Source organism: Rhodococcus sp. ARC_M5 (assembly GCF_022810405.1).
Classification (GTDB): Bacteria; Actinomycetota; Actinomycetes; order Mycobacteriales; family Mycobacteriaceae; genus Rhodococcoides; species Rhodococcoides navarretei.
The window spans coordinates 691,541-709,109 of record NZ_JALGQE010000001.1; the positions used below are offsets into that span (position 1 = coordinate 691,541).

The 17,569-nt window shown below is 64.8% G+C and carries 14 protein-coding genes, 1 tRNA gene and 1 pseudogene; 7 read left to right on the forward strand and 9 right to left on the reverse strand.

Translation table 11 applies throughout. From position 1 onward, the window contains the following. The first annotated feature begins 60 nt into the window (after positions 1 to 60). The 4 genes and pseudogenes from MTX34_RS03025 to MTX34_RS03040 all read left to right on the forward strand — a co-directional run. Entirely contained in the window at positions 61 to 783 is a 723-nt protein-coding gene (locus tag MTX34_RS03025) for a hypothetical protein (RefSeq protein WP_243608397.1), read from the forward strand. 104 nt (positions 784 to 887) lie between these two features. Further along, the gene (locus MTX34_RS03030) at positions 888 to 1,952 is read left to right on the forward strand and encodes an alpha/beta fold hydrolase (protein ID WP_243608398.1); all 1,065 of its coding nucleotides are present in this window, start codon (positions 888 to 890) and stop codon (positions 1,950 to 1,952) included. Beyond that, positions 1,928 to 2,461, forward strand: coding sequence for an alpha/beta hydrolase (locus MTX34_RS03035; protein WP_243608399.1), 534 nt, complete (start codon positions 1,928 to 1,930; stop codon positions 2,459 to 2,461). Before MTX34_RS03030 ends, MTX34_RS03035 begins: the two co-directional genes overlap by 25 nt. A 150-nt stretch (positions 2,462 to 2,611) precedes the next feature. After that, positions 2,612 to 2,770: pseudogene (locus MTX34_RS03040) on the forward strand (IS3 family transposase); the annotation flags it as partial. Positions 2,771 to 3,094: 324 nt separating this feature from the next. Here the strand turns inward: MTX34_RS03040 and MTX34_RS03045 are convergent. The 7 genes from MTX34_RS03045 to MTX34_RS03075 all read right to left on the reverse strand — a co-directional run bounded on the left by MTX34_RS03045 (position 3,095) and on the right by MTX34_RS03075 (position 9,103). Continuing rightward, positions 3,095 to 3,171: transfer RNA gene (locus MTX34_RS03045), tRNA-Leu, on the reverse strand. Positions 3,172 to 3,215: 44 nt separating this feature from the next. Further along, positions 3,216 to 4,673 (reverse strand): short-chain fatty acid transporter, encoded by a 1,458-nt coding sequence (locus MTX34_RS03050; RefSeq protein WP_243596253.1) that lies wholly within the window; start codon positions 4,671 to 4,673, stop codon positions 3,216 to 3,218. A 116-nt stretch (positions 4,674 to 4,789) separates the two neighbouring features. Then, the gene (locus tag MTX34_RS03055; protein WP_243596252.1) at positions 4,790 to 5,734 is read right to left on the reverse strand and encodes a Ppx/GppA phosphatase family protein; all 945 of its coding nucleotides are present in this window, start codon (positions 5,732 to 5,734) and stop codon (positions 4,790 to 4,792) included. Beyond that, positions 5,731 to 6,261: a DUF501 domain-containing protein gene (locus tag MTX34_RS03060; RefSeq protein WP_032377244.1), complete on the reverse strand. Its 531-nt coding sequence runs from the start codon at positions 6,259 to 6,261 to the stop codon at positions 5,731 to 5,733. Before MTX34_RS03060 ends, MTX34_RS03055 begins: the two co-directional genes overlap by 4 nt. After that, positions 6,258 to 6,812: a septum formation initiator family protein gene (locus MTX34_RS03065; protein ID WP_243608400.1), complete on the reverse strand. Its 555-nt coding sequence runs from the start codon at positions 6,810 to 6,812 to the stop codon at positions 6,258 to 6,260. Before MTX34_RS03065 ends, MTX34_RS03060 begins: the two co-directional genes overlap by 4 nt. A gap of 193 nt (positions 6,813 to 7,005) precedes the next feature. Continuing rightward, on the reverse strand, positions 7,006 to 8,292 hold the full coding sequence (gene eno / locus MTX34_RS03070; protein WP_243596249.1) for a phosphopyruvate hydratase: 1,287 nt from the start codon (positions 8,290 to 8,292) through the stop codon (positions 7,006 to 7,008). 88 nt (positions 8,293 to 8,380) lie between these two features. Next, on the reverse strand, positions 8,381 to 9,103 hold the full coding sequence (locus MTX34_RS03075; protein ID WP_243608401.1) for a lytic murein transglycosylase: 723 nt from the start codon (positions 9,101 to 9,103) through the stop codon (positions 8,381 to 8,383). 177 nt (positions 9,104 to 9,280) lie between these two features. Between MTX34_RS03075 and efeU the strand changes: the two genes are divergently transcribed. The 3 genes from efeU to efeB are packed head-to-tail and all read left to right on the forward strand — an operon-like array spanning position 9,281 to position 12,547. Then, entirely contained in the window at positions 9,281 to 10,162 is an 882-nt protein-coding gene (efeU, locus tag MTX34_RS03080; RefSeq protein WP_243608402.1) for an iron uptake transporter permease EfeU, read from the forward strand. Positions 10,163 to 10,176: 14 nt separating this feature from the next. Next, positions 10,177 to 11,316 (forward strand): iron uptake system protein EfeO, encoded by a 1,140-nt coding sequence (gene efeO / locus MTX34_RS03085; protein WP_243608403.1) that lies wholly within the window; start codon positions 10,177 to 10,179, stop codon positions 11,314 to 11,316. After that, positions 11,297 to 12,547, forward strand: coding sequence for an iron uptake transporter deferrochelatase/peroxidase subunit (gene efeB / locus MTX34_RS03090; RefSeq protein ID WP_243608404.1), 1,251 nt, complete (start codon positions 11,297 to 11,299; stop codon positions 12,545 to 12,547). Before efeO ends, efeB begins: the two co-directional genes overlap by 20 nt. A gap of 209 nt (positions 12,548 to 12,756) precedes the next feature. Here the strand turns inward: efeB and MTX34_RS03095 are convergent, their stop codons facing one another. Together MTX34_RS03095 and mfd are read right to left on the reverse strand one after the other, a co-directional pair. After that, positions 12,757 to 13,671, reverse strand: coding sequence for a MazG family protein (locus tag MTX34_RS03095; protein WP_243608405.1), 915 nt, complete (start codon positions 13,669 to 13,671; stop codon positions 12,757 to 12,759). 2 nt (positions 13,672 to 13,673) lie between these two features. Further along, on the reverse strand, positions 13,674 to 17,252 hold the full coding sequence (gene mfd, locus MTX34_RS03100; RefSeq protein WP_243608467.1) for a transcription-repair coupling factor: 3,579 nt from the start codon (positions 17,250 to 17,252) through the stop codon (positions 13,674 to 13,676). Positions 17,253 to 17,569: the final 317 nt, after the last annotated feature.

Consider the following 17,569-nt stretch of genomic DNA (forward strand, 5'->3'; position numbering starts at 1 on the left):
TGACGATGCTAGAAATTCCGACGTTGCGCCCTTCGGCGTCGCTGCCAACGAGGACCGGACGTGAGTAATTGGCTGGACCCCAGGACCTGGGCGTTGCAACAAGGTTCTCGCGACGCCGACGGACTCGATGACGCCGGCGACTCTGGTGGAATCGACGATCTCGGGGACGACCGAGCATGGTCGACGCCCGCTCCCGCACCGGGCGCGACATTGCCGCCGTTTCGCCCGTCGCTAACGTTGGAACGCACGCGATTTTTCGTCGACCTGTCCGGCACGTCGAAAGTCATAGTCGATGTAGACCACGTGTCGGGGAGTGCGTCGCTCTACCGAGACGGTCGACATGCACAGACGTCCGCTATGCCGGTCCGATTCCCGCTCGGGGCTGACAGCATCGAGGTCGTCGCGGGCAGATACGGCATGCACAGGATTCACCTGATCCGCGCTGACGGTGGTGAGCGACGCCTCGACCCGGCACCCGGAACGCCTGAATTCTGGCGCGCCCGTCTCGACCGTCGACACCCGAGAATCAGCCGTGCCCTGTCCTTGTGCGCCGTCATCGTGCTGACGGTCAACCTGGTCATGCTCGCGCCCCAAGCGCTCGAACTGATCTCCGAGCTGCCGCTCTGGTCGGACCGATTCACACCGTTGCGCTCACCGATCGACTTGCCGGCATGGACGAACTCCGCACTTACGGTCACCGCAGGTCTTGTCGCTATCGAACGAGCACTTACCTTCCGCCACAACCGCCTCCTGGACGTCGACACCGATGGGATCGAGGCATGACGTCCCCACCTGGGCGGGGCACCAATGACCACCCCGAAAGAACCCGGGATCGCTCGAACCCACCGGCCCCTCGCCCACGAGTAGCCCCAACCGAGGAGAAATGAATGCCACTGCAGCGCCGTAACCAGAACCCCAGCAGACATCCGGTGGCAGGTGTCGCTGCAACCGTGACCGCAGCACTTCTACTGTCCGCCTGCACCTCGACGACACCGTCCCCCGAGCCCGAAACCGATGCAGAACTTGGCGCGTACCTCGAGCAATCACTCGACTGGGGCACGTGCGAGGATACCGCTAGCAACAGCGCCGAGGCCGAACTGTTCGCCAACCCTGCCCTCGAGTGTGCCTCGGTCGAGGTTCCCATCGACTACGACGAGCCCGACGGTGACCAGGCGCAGATCGCTCTCCTGCGCATCCCCGCCACGGGTGAATCCGAAGGATCCGTACTGATCAACCCGGGCGGACCCGGAGGTTCCGGCACCGGCCTCGTTGCATCTACCTCCACGCTGTGGCAGGAAAGCCCCGTCATCGAGCGCTTCGACATCGTCGGGTTCGACCCACGCGGAATAGGAGGGTCCACCCCCGCGCTGGACTGCTACACCGACGAGGAGTACGACACCGGCAAAGGCCTCCGATTCGGGGTAGTCAACGACATCAATTCCGCCGAGGAGGCAACAGAGTTCGCCGAACGCTGCATCGACGGCTCAGGCAGTGTGGAGAACCTGGTCAACGCCGGGTCGATGAACGTCGTTCGCGACATGGACCTCATGCGCGAGGTCCTCGGAGACGAGAAGTTGACGTTCCTCGGCTACAGCTACGGCTCCGAGATCGGCGCGATGTACACCGAGAGGTATCCCGAGAACGTCCGTGCAGTCGTACTCGACGGTGCTGTGTCCCCCAAGATGACACCGACGCAGTTGCGGGCGGCCCAGTTCGCAGCCTTTCAGGACCGCTTCGACGACCTCGCCGCACTGTGCGCGCAATCGAGTGACTGTGTGCTCGGAGTCGATCCCACAGCGGTGAACGAGCGCCTGCACGAGATCGTCGAACCGTTGGTCGTCTCGCCGGCTCGAAGCACGGACGGCCGAGAACTCAACATCTGGGACGTCTACAACGGCATCAGCTCCGGACTGTACTCCGAGGCCACTTGGCCCAGATCATCTCCGCCCTGACCGAGCTCGACAAGGGAAATCCCGACATGATGCTTGCTCTGCGCGACAGTTGGTACGGCCGTACCGAGGACGGCACCTACACGACCGATCTGGACACCCAAAACATCGTGCGCTGCATGGACTGGCCCCGACTGACACCGGAGGAACAGACCGCAGCCGCGCGCGAGCATGGGCAGATCGCGCCGATGTACGACATCGAGTCCTTCACCGGAGGGCAGTACTACGGCGAGTGTGGGTCGTGGCCCGCACCGCCCACCCGTGAACAGCCGTGGCTCGAGGGCAAAGCCGACCTACCCGAAACGCTCATCGTGTCCGTCACCGGCGACCCCGCCACCCCACACGAAGGCGGCATCGAAATGGCCGATGCCCTCGGCGGAAGCCTTCTCACGGTCGAAGGAAAACAACACGGCGCCTACCTCGTAGGCGGCAGCGAATGCGTCGACCGAATCGTCAGCAACTACCTACTCCAACTCGAGACACCACCCGCCGGATCCCGATGCAGCCTCTGACCACACCTGCCGCGAGCATCAGACCATCGACCACGAAGGGATCCCTCTGCCGCGCACGCACAGGCAGGGCAGGTTAATCGATCGACGCCAGTAAAAATTGCCTCGTTGGCGGTTTCCGCTTTGAATGATACTGGGGCGCAATGAGGCTCGGTGCGGACGATCACACACTCGGATCTCCGTAGTCAGTTCCGGTCCAGGAATTTCCTGCATTCCCTGTCTCGCTGAGGGTTACGAGGTTCAGTGGGGCAGGTCGGGGCGTGCAGTGACAATGCCGCGATCGAGTCGTTCTTCGCTTTCATGCAGAAGAACGACTAGACCCGCACTATGCATCCCGTGCTCGACCACGTCCCTGCAACTCTCCCCGCAGGTAGTCCCCGCGTCCACAACACGCGGAAATCACGCCAGTTGTGACAGCCTCGTGACACCCAGACAAGCGCGAACACGGCCGTCGAACACAAAAACCGGCTCTGAGCTGCACAAATTGCAAGATGCGAGGACGAAGAACCTGCACACATCGCGGATCTCAAATCCGCTGCCCCAGTGGTCCACTCAGATCCATGGTTGGCCGCTGACGTCCACGCTACCACCCGAAAAGCACTGTCCTGGTTCAGAAATCTGGATCCATATGGACTCTGGTGCCCCCAGTCGGACTCGAACCGACACTGTGCGGATTTTAAGTCCGCTGCCTCTGCCAATTGGGCTATAGGGGCCACCGCCGGAGACTGCCTCCAGCGGTGACGATCATATCGGGCTACTACTGCGCCGGGATGACCGGCGGCACGAAGTCGAAGGTCATACCGAGGAGCCACACGAGCAGCAGCACCACCGGGAAGTGAAAGATGAACTGCAGGAACGTGAATCCGATCAGATCTCGCGCTCGCAGACCCAGAACTGCCAGCAAGGGCAACATGAAGAACGGGTTGATCAGGTTCGGCAGCGCCTCGGCCACGTTGTAGATCTGGACGGTCCAGCCGAGGTTCATCTGCACGTCTGTCGCGGATTGCATGACGTACGGCGCTTCGACGAGCCACTTGCCGCCGCCGGATGGAACGAACAGGCCGAGCACGACGGTATAGATCGCGATGACCACGGCGAATCCGCCACCGCTGCCGATGTCGGTGAAGAAGTTCGCAAGGTGCTCGGAGATCGTGACGCCTCCCCGACCCTCCGCTTCGGTCAACATCGCCGCCATTGCGGCGTAGAGCGGGAACTGCACCAGGATGCCGGCGGTCGCGGGCACCGCTTTGCTGACCGAATCGAGGAAGCGCCGCGGAGTGCCGTGCAGTACGAGCCCGAGCATCAGGAACACCAGGAGATACCCGTTGAGGCTACTGACCACCGACAGCACCGGCAGCGTCAACAGTTGGGAGACAAGCCATCCCAGGGTCATCGCGCCCACGAAGAGTGGAAGAATTCTGCTGTACTCGAGCCATTCCCCTGGTCGACTGCGCGGAGCAGGCTCGGACACGGTGTCGTCCAAACTGACGTTCATGTCCTCGGCGGTTTTGATCGCCGCGCCCTTGGGTGCAGAGAAGTGCGCGATGGCCACCGTGAGAACGATGATGATCACGCACATCAGCAACGACTGCCACGTGAAAATGGTGGTTCCGAAGTCGAGTACACCCGTCACCGAAAGCAGCGTCGCCGGAAGCGAACTGGCCGTCGCCTGCAACTGCGCAGCCGAGGACGACATTCCGAGGGCCCACACGGCTCCGAGTCCCATGAATGCCGCAGCTCCGAGTGCTCGGTAGTCCGTCCGCAGATCGTCGCGTCGCGCGATGGCCCGGGCCAGCAGCCCGGCGAACACCAGGCTCAGGCCCCAGTTCAGGAAGGACACCGAGCAGGACAGCAGAGCCACGAAACTGACTGCGCTACTGGAACTCTTAGGCACCTGCGCCAATCGGGTGATCAATCTGGCGACCGGTGGAGATGTGGCCACGACGTAGCCGGTCAGAACGACCATCGCCATCTGCAGCGTGAACGCAGTCAGGTCCCAGAAGCCGTTTCCGAACGCGTCGACCACATTCTGCGGGGACGAGCCGTTGGCGAAGGCGGCGACGGCAACGACCACCACGCCGACGAGGGCGAAGATGTACGCATCGGGGAACCACTTCTCGGTCCCCTTGGCGAGCGCTTGCGCTACGCGAGCCAGCCCTTTCTCGGCCGGCGCCTGGTCGGCCGGTGCCGGTGCTTGTTCGGCGGGTGACGTCATCGGTGGTCCTCACCTCGAAGGGAGCCGTGACGTGGGCCACAGCACCTGCAAGGTTTCACCGAAACATGCAGCGATGCAACCTACATCGCTGCAGACCGCATCTGCAGAATTGCAGATCAGATCTTGATGGACATCGCGATGCCGTCGAGGATGTCGTGCTCACTGACGGTCAACGAGCTCACGGCACCGCGTCGCTCGAATTCCTCGGCCAATACGCTGCACACAATTGCACCGCCGCCGATGACGTCGACCCGTCCGGGATGCATGGGGCCCAACGCACTTCGCTGCGTATGCGTCATGCCGATCAGTCGCTCGCACACCTCGAAGAGCTGATCGAAGGGCACACGTGACAGGTGCACCGCGTCTGCATCGTACTCGGGCAGTTCCTTGGCGATAGCCGCGATAGTCGTCATCGTGCCGGCCACCCCCACCCAGCTCGACGCGTCGCCGATCGACACTTCCTCGAATGCCTCCGCCAACTTCTCGCGGGCATACTCACGCGCACCGTTGATCTCGTCCGCGGTGGGAGGATCCGAATGCAGGAATCGTTCGGTCAGGCGCACACAACCGATGTTCGCCGAGAACGCCGACTTCACGCCTTTGGCGTCGCCTAGCACGAGCTCGGTAGAACCGCCGCCCAGATCGACGACCAGGAAAGGCCCTGCAGCAGAGTCGAGTTCACCGACCGCACCGGCGAAGGACAACCGCGCCTCTTCGTCTCCGGTGATCACCTCGGCCTCGGCACCGGGGATGACCTTGCCGAGTACCTCCCGCACCATCGAGAAGAAGTCCTCGCGATTCGACGCGTCTCGGGTGGCCGAGGTTGCGACCATCCGCACCGCCGTCGCCCCAGTCTTTCGGATGATCTCTGCGTACTCCACCAATGCCACCCGGGTGCGCTCGATCGCCTCGGGCACGAAAGCTCCCGTCGCGTCGACGCCTTGCCCGAGCCGCACCACTCGCATCTCACGCGAGACGTCGGCGAGGGACTTGCCGTTGTTGTCGGCGACGAGCAGGCGGATCGAGTTGGTGCCGCAATCTATTGCTGCAACCCTGGTCATTGTTTCTCCGCACGTAGTTCTTCGATGGTCGGCCAATCGGCCGGAATAGCCTTGCCGCGCAACGAGTTCTCGGCTGCCAACGCAACGGACTCGTCACCGAGCGGGTTGACGCCCGGCCCCTTGGCCAACGAGTGCGCGATCAGTACGTGCAAACACTTGACACGGTCGGGCATGCCGCCGCCGGTGAAATCCGTTCCGAGAGATTCGATCTCGTCGCGCTCGGCCAGATAGGACTGGTGGGCGCGCAGGTATGCGGCAGCCAATTCGGGATCGGTACCCAGACGCTCGGTCATCTCCCGCATCACTCCCGCCGATTCCTGCCGACTGGCCTCGGCCGTCAGCCGCGGATCCGTCAAATAGAACAGGGTGGGAAAAGGCGTGCCGTCGGGCAGCTTCGGGGCGGTTTTCACCACACCCGGCCTGCCGTCCGGAGATCGGTACGCGATCTCGAGTACGCCACGCGGTTCACGTCCGAGCTGCGATGCGACCGCATCGAGATCTTCCTGCGAGACTGCCGAGGAATTCACCCGACCGGTCCTCCTTCTGGTTCTGGCACCGGCGGCGGAGCCGGTGCGGGTTCTGGCTGTACGAGGGGCATCGGTGCGGACGTCGGCTCCTGCGGCTCGTCCGAACCCTGGGGCTCGACCGCGGTGTTCCACAGTTCGGTGAACCACGGACCCGTCGGAGTGTCGTCCACCGCGAGGTCCTCGGAGCTCGGCGAGTAGTCGCCGGGCAGCTGCACCTGGTACGGCGTCTCCCCGGGCATGACGAAACGCAGTCGTTCACGTGCATCGGCCGCAATGCGGGACGGCTCGTCGAGCTGAGACTTCTGCACCCGCAGAGCCTCTACGTCCTTCTCCAGCGCTGCCCGCTCGGCCAACACGGACTCGAGCTCACTGCGTTGCGAGAAGTACGTGCGCAGCGGCACAGCCAGCGTCAACGCCAGCGCACACACCACGACACCGAGAACGACGGCTCGTCCCGTGGACAGTCCGAAGAACGTCCGTTCGGGCATCTTCGGTCGACGGGCACCGACGCGCCGGGGAGCGGCCTTGCCGCCGACCACCGCGTCGCGCACCTGCTCGGAAGGTTCCGGTGGGGTGGCCTGCCGGCCGGAGGCGTTCCCGTCGCGAGAGACGCCCCCGGCCTTGGACCGACTCGAAGAGGAGGAGCGGCCGCGGGGTCGGGGATCACGTCCACCTGGACTGGTCCCGGACCTGCCGCGCCGTGCCATCATTCACTCTCCACTTCGTGCCATACGTACCTGTTCGCTATCCCTCGTAATTGAACCGGGGGAAAGACAACTCGCCGGCGTAACGCGCCGCATCGCCCAGAGCTTCTTCGATACGCAGCAACTGGTTGTACTTGGCCACGCGCTCGCTTCGAGCCGGAGCACCGGTCTTGATCTGGCCGCTGCCGACGGCAACTGCCAGGTCAGCGATGGTGGTGTCCTCGGTCTCGCCGGACCGGTGGCTCATCATCGTCTTGTAGCCGTTGCGGTGCGCAAGATCGACGGCGTCGAGGGTCTCGGTGAGCGTGCCGATCTGGTTGACCTTGACCAGCAGCGCGTTCGCCGCACCCTTCACGATGCCGTCTTCGAGACGCTCGGGGTTGGTGACGAAGAGATCGTCACCGACGAGCTGCACCTTGTCGCCGATCGACTCGGTGAGTGCAACCCAGCCGTCCCAGTCGTTCTCGTCGAGCGGATCCTCGATGGAGACCAGCGGGTAGGCGTCGACGAGCTCGCCGTAGAACGCCGACATCTGCTCGGCGGTCTTGGTCTCACGCTCGAAGGCGTAGCCGGTGCCTGCCGTGTAGAACTCGGTGGCCGCCACGTCGAGGGCGAGGGCGACGTCCTGGCCGGGCTTCAGGCCGGTCTTGCCGATGGCCTCGAGGATGAGATCGAGGGCCGCCTTGGTGCCGGCGAGATCGGGAGCGAAGCCGCCCTCGTCACCGAGTCCGGTGGACAGGCCCTTGGCCTTGAGCACGGACTTGAGTGCGTGGTAGACCTCGGCACCCCAGCGCAGCGACTCCTTGAACGTGGGCGCACCGATCGGCGCGATCATGAATTCCTGCACGTCGACGCCACTGTCTGCGTGTGCGCCACCGTTGATGATGTTCATCATCGGGACGGGCAGAATGTGGGCGTTCGGGCCGCCGAGGTAGCGGAACAGCTCGAGGCCGGTGGACTCTGCGGCGGCCTTCGCGACGGCGAGCGAGACACCCAGCAGGGAGTTCGCGCCGAGGCGGGACTTGTCGGGGGTGCCGTCGAGGTCGAGCAGAGCCTGGTCGACGGTGCGCTGCTCGATGGCGTCGAGGCCGATGACCGCGGGCGCGATCTCGTCGAGCACCGCGTTCACGGCCTTCTCGACGCCCTTGCCGCCGTAGCGGTCTCCGCCGTCACGAAGCTCGACGGCCTCGTGCTCACCGGTGGATGCGCCGGAGGGAACGGCTGCACGGGTCAACGTCCCGTCGTCCAATGCGACCTCGACCTCAACCGTGGGGTTGCCACGGGAATCGAGGATCTCGCGAGCTCCGACCTGCTCAATGATGGCCACGAATGCTTCTCCTAGTAACGGGGACCGGCGGACTGTGCCGGGTGCAAGACTAGCCGCTCCCCCGCACTGCCCGCGATGCACGGAGTTTCTACGGCCTGGTGCCCACCGAGTACGCGGCCGCTCGATCACGCACGTCACGCAGATACTGACCCGAGAGGTTGTACGCCATCAAGGCGCTCTCCCAGCCCTGCGCTGTCCGCAGATCACCGCCGCGTGCACACAGATATCGCGCCGCGGTCAGCGCCGCGTCGTCGATGTTGTCCGGATCTGCGATGCCGTCCCCGTTGGCGTCGACGCCCCATTTCTTCCACGTCTCCGGGATGAACTGCATGGGGCCCATGGCCCGATCGAACACGGTGTCACCGTCCATGACGCCGCCGTCGGTATCCGGAATCTCCGCCACGCCCGGCCCGCCGTCGAGCGGAATACCGCGGATCGGCGGCGCGACGAGTCCGTCGGGCTGCACGGACGAACCCTGGTAGGTCCCGTGTCTACTCTCGATGTATCCGATGCCCGCCAGCGTCGTCCAGGCTATTCCGCAGTCGGCATCGGTCTCGGTCATGATCGCGGCAGCGTGCCCGTACGACGCGAGGGCCGTCACCGAGATGCCCAGCGCCTCGGTCTGAGGTTCGGCCCACGCGAGCAGCAGATCCGCTGTCCGGCCCGGGGCATTGAAGTCGATGGCAGGCACCTCGGTGCCGGGCCCGGGCGGAATGCCCTCGGGAATCTCACGCTTCGGGTCGCCGCTGCCACACGCGGTGAGCGCAAGGAGGACCGACGCGGTGGCGAGCACGCAGATTCGTGAGATCACCTCACCATCCTGCACACGCAAGGTAATAGAAAGCTAAAGGCGGAGAAAACCCCAGGTCAACGTGCATTCGGACGGTGCTCCAGGGTGTATGTTTCTGTCAACCTTCACGCATGAGGGTCGCCTACCCTTCGCGAGGCAAGGCGTACCAATGTTCGACGCACAACAGGAGCACCATCCGTGTCTGTACTGGCCGCCGCAGGATCTGCGCCGTCGATCGCCACCCAGATGTTCGGCAGTGGCCTGATCGGGCTGCGCGAGGGCCTCGAGACCGGCATCGTGGTGATGATCCTCGTCGCGTTCCTCGTCAAGGCCGACCGACGCGACGCTCTCAAATGGGTCTGGCTGGGAGTCGGCTTGGCCGTCGCGATGGTGGCCGCCATCTTCTTCGTGATCCACTACGGCACGTCCACCGTCACCGGATTGACCGCCGAGATCATCGCCGGAGCAGCATCGCTCGTGGCCGTGGTCATCGTGACCGCGATGGTCCTCTGGATGCGCACTGCCGCGAAGAACATCTCCGGCGAACTGCGGGCGAACATGGAGAAGGCCCTGACCGTCGGCCCCGCCGCGGTGCTGACGCTGGCATTCTTCGCCGTCGGCCGCGAAGGCGTCGAAACCGCGTTGCTCATGGTCGGCTACGCCGAGAACACCAACGGCAGCCTGTGGCCACTGCTCGGACTCCTGCTCGGCATCGTCGTCGCTGCCGTGCTGACGGTGTTTCTGTACTTCGGTGCCGTGCGCATCAACTTCGCCGTGTTCTTCAAATACACGGGCATCTTCCTCATCGTGGTCGCCGCCGGAATCCTCGCCTACGGCATCCGCGCGCTGCAGATCGGCGGCATCCTGCCCGGCGGCGGTGCTGTCGCCTTCGACATCACCGCACACTTCGACGCCTCGAGCTGGTACGGCACCGTGCTCGCCGGCATCTTCAACTTCCGGCCCGAACCCACTGTGTTCCAAGCGATCGCGTGGGTGCTCTACATCGTGGTCGTCCTCTACCTCTTCCTCCGCCCGGTTCGCGTTCCCGCGACTCCCGAGCCTGCTCTGCAATCCTCCTGAAAGGCACCACCACCATGCGTCGTTCCACCTACGCTCTGGCCGCCGTCGCGGTTCTGCCGATGGCTCTGGCCGGATGCACAGAGAAGTCCTCCACCGAGGCCGCGTCGGGCGATATTGCCGTCACCGCAACCGACTCCTCCTGCGACGTCGGCGCTTCCGAGGGCACCACCGGAAACTCGACGTTCCAGATCACCAACAACGGCAGCAAGGTCACCGAGTTCTACGTCTACGGCGAGGGTGACCGCGTCATGGGCGAAGTGGAGAACATCGGACCCGGCCTGACGCGGCAGCTCATCGTCGCCCTGCCCGACCCCGGCACATACCAAACCGCCTGCAAGGCAGGCATGGTGGGCGACGGCATCCGCGCCGATTACGTCGTCACTGGCGACTCGGTACGTTCGACAGACGAGGACGGCTTGCTCACCGAGGCGGCTGCGGGCTACAAGCGCTACGTCGTCAGCCAGATCGATGCACTGCAGGAGACCACGACGTCGTTCGTCACCGCCGTCAAGAGCGGGGACGTGGCCGCAGCCAAGGCCCAGTTCCCCATCGCGCGTAGCTATTACGAGCGCATCGAGCCAGTCGCCGAGAGCTTCCCCGACGACCTCGACCCGCGCATCGACCTGCGTGAGCCCGACGTGGAGCCCGGAGCCGAATGGACCGGCTTCCACCGCATCGAGAAGGACCTGTGGACGCAGGGAATGCAGCCCGACACGAACGCGATGGCCGATCAGCTCGAGGCCGACATCACCGAACTCGCAGACAAGATCAAGGCCGAGGATTTCACGATCGACCCCATCCAGGTCGCCGGTGGCGCACAGGGATTGCTCGACGAGGTCGCCAAGACCAAGATCAGCGGTGAAGAGGACTTCTTCTCGCACACCGACCTGTGGGACTTCCAGGCCAACGTCGACGGCTCACAGGCGGCCATTGCTGCCGTCCGCCCCATCCTCGACGAGCGCAACGCCGAGCTCGGCACCGCCATCGACGCCCGCTTCGCCGAGCTCGATGCCGAACTCGCCAAGTACCGCAGCGGGGACGGCTTCGTGTTCTACGACACCGTGACCGAGCCGCAGCGCCAGGAACTCTCGAACAAGATCGACGCCTTGTCCGCCGAAGTGAGTCAGGTGCAGGGTGTCGTCGCCGGACAGTAAGACCGGGCAGTTCTCCCGACGGCGCCTCTTCGGCGCCGTCGGGACCGGTGCTGCGCTCGTGGGAGTCGGGGCCCTCGCAGGACATGCAACGGCCTCCGGTGCCGAGGTGCCCACATCGGACGTCGTCGACTTTCGCGGAGACCATCAAGCCGGAATAGTCACACCGGCGCAGGACCGTATGCACTTCGTCGCGTTCGACATCACCACCGATTCTCGCGAGGACTTCGTTGCGCTGCTGAAGAAGTGGACGCTGATGGCCGAGCGGTTGGTGCATGGCGAGGAGACATTCGACGGCGGCGCGGTCGACGGCGGCGAGTACAACGTGCCCGCCGATACCGGCGAAGCACTCGGCCTGACGGCGTCGTCGCTGACGTTGACGATCGGCTTCGGTCCGTCGATGTTCGACCGATTCGATCTGGCCTCGAAAAAGCCTGCATCACTTGCCGATCTGCAGCATTTTCCGGCCGACAACCTCGATCCCCGCCGCTCCGGCGGAGACCTGTGCATCCAGGCCTGCGCCGACGACCCGCAGGTTGCCGTCCACGCCATCCGCAACCTTGCTCGCGTAGGTTTCGGCACGGTGTCGGTGAAATGGTCGCAACTCGGCTTCGGTCGAACCTCCTCCACCTCGACCACCCAGGCAACTCCGCGAAACCTGTTCGGATTCAAGGACGGAACGGCCAACCTCAAGGCCGAGGATCCGTCGTTGCTGGACGAGAACGTGTGGGTCTCTGCCGACGATGATCAAGAGTGGATGGCGGGTGGCTCGTACCTCGTGGCGCGTCGAATCCGAATGTTGATCGAATCGTGGGACCGCACCACGTTGAAGGAACAAGAGCGAGTGATCGGCCGCAGCAAGGGAACTGGTGCGCCGCTCGGGCAGAAAGACGAATTCGACGCACTCGATTTCGAGTCCCAGGGCCCCGAGGGCACGTTCATCGACAAGACCGCGCACGTGCGCCTGGCGTCGAAGGAGAACCTCGGCGGCGTCCAGCTCCTGCGTCGGGGATACAACTTCACCGACGGCTCCGACGGCTTCGGCCACCTCGACGCCGGACTGTTCTTCATCGCCTACTGCCGCGACCCACTGACCCAATTCGTCCCGATGCAATTGGCCCTCTCCCGCAAAGACGCATTGAACGAATACATCCAACACGTGGGATCCGCGGTATTCGCCTGCCCACCCGGCGTCGGAGAATCCGAATACTGGGGTTCGACGCTGTTCGAGTAGTTCGGCCGCCGCCCCCACCCCGTCCCCGTCCAACCCCACCCCGTCCGCGTCAATGGACCCTTGCATGCGTCTGACCGCTGCAAGGGTTCATTGACGCAGCAGCCTGGTTCGCGTGAATGGCGCACTGCATACGTCTGGGCAGTGCAGTGGTCCATTGACGCGTTCGGGGGGGTGGGCGTCCGGGGGGGTGGGCGGTCCGGACGGGAGTGTCAGCCCCGCAGACCCCAGTGCTCTATCCAGTCCAGTGCAGACATCTCCCCCGACTCGATGCCGGCGTTGCGGGCCGACGCTTCGGCATTGCGGATCAGGGTTGCGAAATCCAATACCCGACGCCTCAGCAGGTCCTCGGCACTGTCTCCTCCGTGCGAGTGATCGACCCCGATGTGTACGACGCGTAGGCCGTCGGGAATCAGCTCGTCGGGCAGGCCTGCCTTGGTGGCTCGTCCGATCACTTTCTGCGCCAGTGCGAGTGAGGGCTGAGACAGGGCGATTCCGTCGACGCAGGACCCGCGTGCCTTCTCCGATGCCTTCTTCTCTTCCCAGGCCCGCTCTTGTTCGGCGATGTCGATGGGACCGGCATCCGTTCGACCGAGGTGCGGGCTGCGGTGAGTGAGCTTGGCGACGAGTCCGGCAGCGACGTCGTCGACATCGAACGCGTTCTCGGCGGCATCCTGGGCGATCCGGGAATGAAAGAGCACCTGCAGCAACAGGTCTCCGAGTTCCTCGCGCAGGTCCACCAGGTTGCCCGCGGCGATGGCGTCGAGCAGCTCGTAGGTTTCTTCCAGAAGGTAGCCACGCAACGACTCGTGGGTCTGCTGCGCTTCCCAACCGCCGAGGGTGCGCAGGCGATCCATGAGTTGCACGGCTGCGATGACGTCGTCACCGGGTAGCTTCTCAGCAGCAACGACGCGTTCGCCGCGCGCGATCCGTTCCTGGACGTCGGGGTTGGCCGGGTCGGTGCTCACCAGCACTGCGTCGACGGCGTCGGGCGCGGCGGTTCCCGAGAACAGCCACCGCACCCGCACCGGTACCTCTTCGGTGAATTGCACCGCGCCGCCGAGGAATTCGACAGCGTCCACCGGCACTTGTGTGGGTCGAACAGGGTCGAGCAGAACTACCGTCACCGCTACACCCCCACTGTTTGCTCCAACAACACCGACCGAGATGGCTTCCCGTCCAAGGATAGGATGAGATCGGCGATGAACTGCACCAATTCGACGTCGCGTACGCGCGCCGCCCCCACGCCGCCCCCTTCGACGCGCGGCAGCGGCAACTGGACCACTCCGGTCGTGGCCCGGTACGCAGCGCTCGGGTAGAGCCGCTTGAGGCGGATCTGCTTGGAGTCGGGCAAGTCCATCGGCGCCAGCTTCACCTGCGTTCCGGCAACGTTGACGTCGGTGAGGCCGTATTCCTTGGCGATCAGGCGCAGCTTGGCGATGGAGACCAGTCGGCCGACCTCCTCGGGCAACGGGCCGTACCGGTCGACGAGTTCTTCGATGACGGCGTCGATGCCCTCGGAATCGGCTGCCGCAGCGAGCTTTCGATAGCCCTCGAGTCGCAACCGATCGCTGGTGACGTAATCGGGTGGAATGTTGGCGTCGACGGGGAGGTCGATACGAACTTCCTTGGGTGCCTCGTCGGTGGTGATGGGCTTTCCGTCGGCGGCCGCGCGGTACGCCTCGACCGCCTCACCGACGAGCCGCACGTACAGGTCGAATCCGACGCCTGCGACGTGGCCGGACTGCTCCGCGCCCAGAACGTTTCCGGCACCACGGATTTCGAGGTCCTTCATCGCCACGGCCATACCGGCACCGAGGTCGGAGTTCTGCGAGATGGTCGCCAGCCGGTCGTAGGCAGTCTCGGTGAGCGGCTTCTCGGGCGGATACAGGAAGTACGCGTAGCCACGCTCGCGGCTACGCCCCACGCGACCGCGGAGCTGATGCAACTGCGACAGGCCGAGCGAATCGGACCGCTCCACGATCAGTGTGTTGGCGTTGGAGATGTCGAGACCGGTCTCGATGATGGTGGTACACACCAACACATCGGTCTCGCGTTGCCAGAACCCCTGCACGGTGCGCTCGAGGGTCTCCTCGTTCATCTGACCGTGTGCCGTCGCCACCCGGGCCTCGGGGACCAGATCGCGGATCTTCTTGGCGGCCTTGTCGATCGAGCTGACTCGGTTGTGGACGAAGAACACCTGACCGTCACGCAGCAACTCACGCCTGATGGCCGCCGCGACCTGCTTGTCGTTGTACGCGCCCACATAGGTCAGCACCGGGTGCCGCTCCTCGGGCGGGGTGAGAATGGTAGACATCTCACGGATTCCGGCGAGGCTCATCTCGAGCGTTCGCGGAATCGGAGTCGCCGACATCGTCAGCACGTCGACGTGGGTTCGGAGCGACTTGATGTGCTCCTTGTGCTCGACGCCGAAGCGCTGCTCCTCGTCGACGATGACCAAGCCGAGGTCCTTCCACGCGACACCGGTCTGCAGCAACCGGTGCGTACCGACGACGATGTCCACCGTCCCGTCGGCCAACCCGGCCATGACCTCCTTGGACTCGGAGCCGTGCGTGAAGCGCGAGAGCCCCCTGACGGTCACCGGGAACGACGCCATCCGTGCGGTGAAGGTCTGCAGATGCTGTTGCGCCAGAAGCGTTGTCGGCACGAGCACGGCGACCTGCTTGCCGTCCTGCACCGCCTTGAACGCGGCGCGCACCGCGATCTCGGTCTTGCCGTACCCGACGTCACCGAGAATGACACGGTCCATCGGAACCGCCTTCTCCATGTCCGCCTTGACGTCGGTGATGGCCGTCATCTGGTCGACCGTCTCGGTGAAGCCGAACGCATCTTCCATTTCGAGCTGCCACGGGGTGTCGGGTCCGAAAGCGTGCCCGGGAGCGGCCTGCCGAGCCGCGTACAGCTGCACGAGCTCTCCGGCGATCTCGCGAACTGCCTTGCGCGCCTTGCGTTTGGTGTTGGCCCAATCGGATCCGCCAAGTTTGCTCAGAGACGGCAGCTCACCGCCGACGTAACGCGAGAGCTGGTCGAGCGAGTCCATGGGGACGAAGAGTCGATCTCCGGGATGACCGCGCTTACTGGGTGCATATTCGACGACGAGATATTCGCGTCGCGCACCGCCGATGGTGCGCTCGACCATCTCGACGAATCGGCCGATGCCGTGCTGATCGTGCACGACGCTGTCGCCGGCCACCAGGGCGAGCGGATCGACCTGATTGCGACGCTTCGCCGGGAGCTTGCGTCCCTCGCCCGCCGCGGCCACGCGGTTGCCGGTCAGATCACTCTCGGTGACGACCACGAGCTTCGCGTCGGGAAACACCAGGCCGTCGTGCAACGATCCGCACAGGACGTTCACGATGTCAGCGGCCGGGACCGCACCGGAATCGAGATGTGCTGCAGGAACTTCCGCCTCGGCGAGGCGTTCGATGATGCGGGTGGCGGTACCTGCGCCTGCCACGGAGATGACGGCGCGACCACCGGTGGCGATGTGCGCTCGCAAAGTCGCGAACAGGGCCGTCAGCGCCTCCTCGGACCCCCGAACCTCCGGAACCGAATCGACGGCGAGTTCGACTTCCTCACCGTTTCCGGATGCGAGCGGGCTGATGGTCCACCACGGACGGCCGTGGATCTGCGCAGACTCGCGAACCTGCCGCAGGGAACGGTAGGCCGAGGCCCCGAGGTCGAGTGACGCCCCTTCGAGGCTGGACGTGTCGAGGGTGGAGGTGTCGAGGGGCGCAGCTCCACCGATCGATGCAGCCGTCCAGGATGCTTCGAGGAACTCCTGGCCCGTGCGTACCAGATCTGTTGCGCGCGTGCGAATTCGCTCGGGGTCGCACAGCAACACGTGCGTTCCTGCGGGGAGGGTATCGGCGAGCAATTGCAGCTCACCCGGCTGCAGCAGCGGCAGCAACGCCTCCATGCCCTCGACCGGGACGCCTGCGGACAGCTTGTCGAGCATCTCGACCAACGCGGTGTCGCCGGCATTGTCGGCTGCGAGTACTGCGGCGCGATCGCGGACTTCCTGGGTGAGCAGCAGTTCGCGGCACGGCGGCGCGATGACCAGATCTACCTCGTGATCGGGCAACGAACGCTGATCGGAGACTGCGAACGCACGGAGCTCGGTGATCTCGTCGCCCCAGAATTCCACGCGCACCGGATGATCTGCCGTCGGCGAGAAGAGGTCGAGGATGCCGCCGCGGACGGCGAACTCGCCGCGCTTGCCGACCATGTCCACGCGCACGTATCCGAACTCGACGAGTCGGTGGATCAAACCGTCGAAATCGATGTCCAGACCGACCTTCAAGGTCACGGGCTCGATCTCGCCGAGACCCGGGGCCATCGGTTGCACCAGCGAGCGGACGGTGGTGACGATGACGCGCAGGGGATCGCCGTAGTCGGCGTCGCCGGGGCGCGCGAGCCGTCGGAGCACGTCGAGGCGTTTGCCGACGGTGTCGGCGCTCGGTGAGAGTCGCTCGTGCGGAAGGGTCTCCCACGACGGGAACATGACCACTCCGCCGCCGAGAATCTGGCGGAGTTCGTCGGTCAGATCGTCCGCTTCACGCCCGGTGGCGGTCACGATCAACAGCTGGGTGTGCTGCGCGATTGCAGCGGCGACGAATGGGCGAACCGAGTGCGGTCCGATGAGCGTGTGCTCAGCGGTTCCGATTGCGTCGGCAACGGCCACCATCGACGAATCCGTCAGCGCCACGCTCGCCAGACCCGAGAGTTGCAGCGCCGCGTCGGGAACGATCGGGGCCGGCCCGGATGGAGAAATGGCAGGCAGAGAATCGGAAGACAACAGCAATGCTCCTACAAGCGATTCGAGGCGATGGCTGCTCACGCACAGTCACCACCGAGTCTATGGGAGTACACCGACTGCCCGGCAGGCGGGAGACGAGGACGGGCTACGTCAGAGCTGCATCGAGCATCGCTGCGAGAGACTCGGCGGCAGCGGCCGAGTCGTGACCCGGATCGTGCAGGCACTCGGTGACGATCGCGTCGCCT

Excerpts from the sequence above, each read along its gene's own strand:
- MTX34_RS03030 (WP_243608398.1), top strand. The coding sequence starts at position 888 with ATGCCACTGCAGCGCCGTAACCAGAACCCCAGCAGACATCCGGTGGCA.
- MTX34_RS03050 (WP_243596253.1), bottom strand. The coding sequence starts at position 4,673 with ATGACGTCACCCGCCGAACAAGCACCGGCACCGGCCGACCAGGCGCCG.
- MTX34_RS03055 (WP_243596252.1), bottom strand. The coding sequence starts at position 5,734 with ATGACCAGGGTTGCAGCAATAGATTGCGGCACCAACTCGATCCGCCTG.
- efeO (WP_243608403.1), top strand. The coding sequence starts at position 10,177 with ATGCGTCGTTCCACCTACGCTCTGGCCGCCGTCGCGGTTCTGCCGATG.
- mfd (WP_243608467.1), bottom strand. The coding sequence starts at position 17,252 with ATGGTGGCCGTTGCCGACGCAATCGGAACCGCTGAGCACACGCTCATC.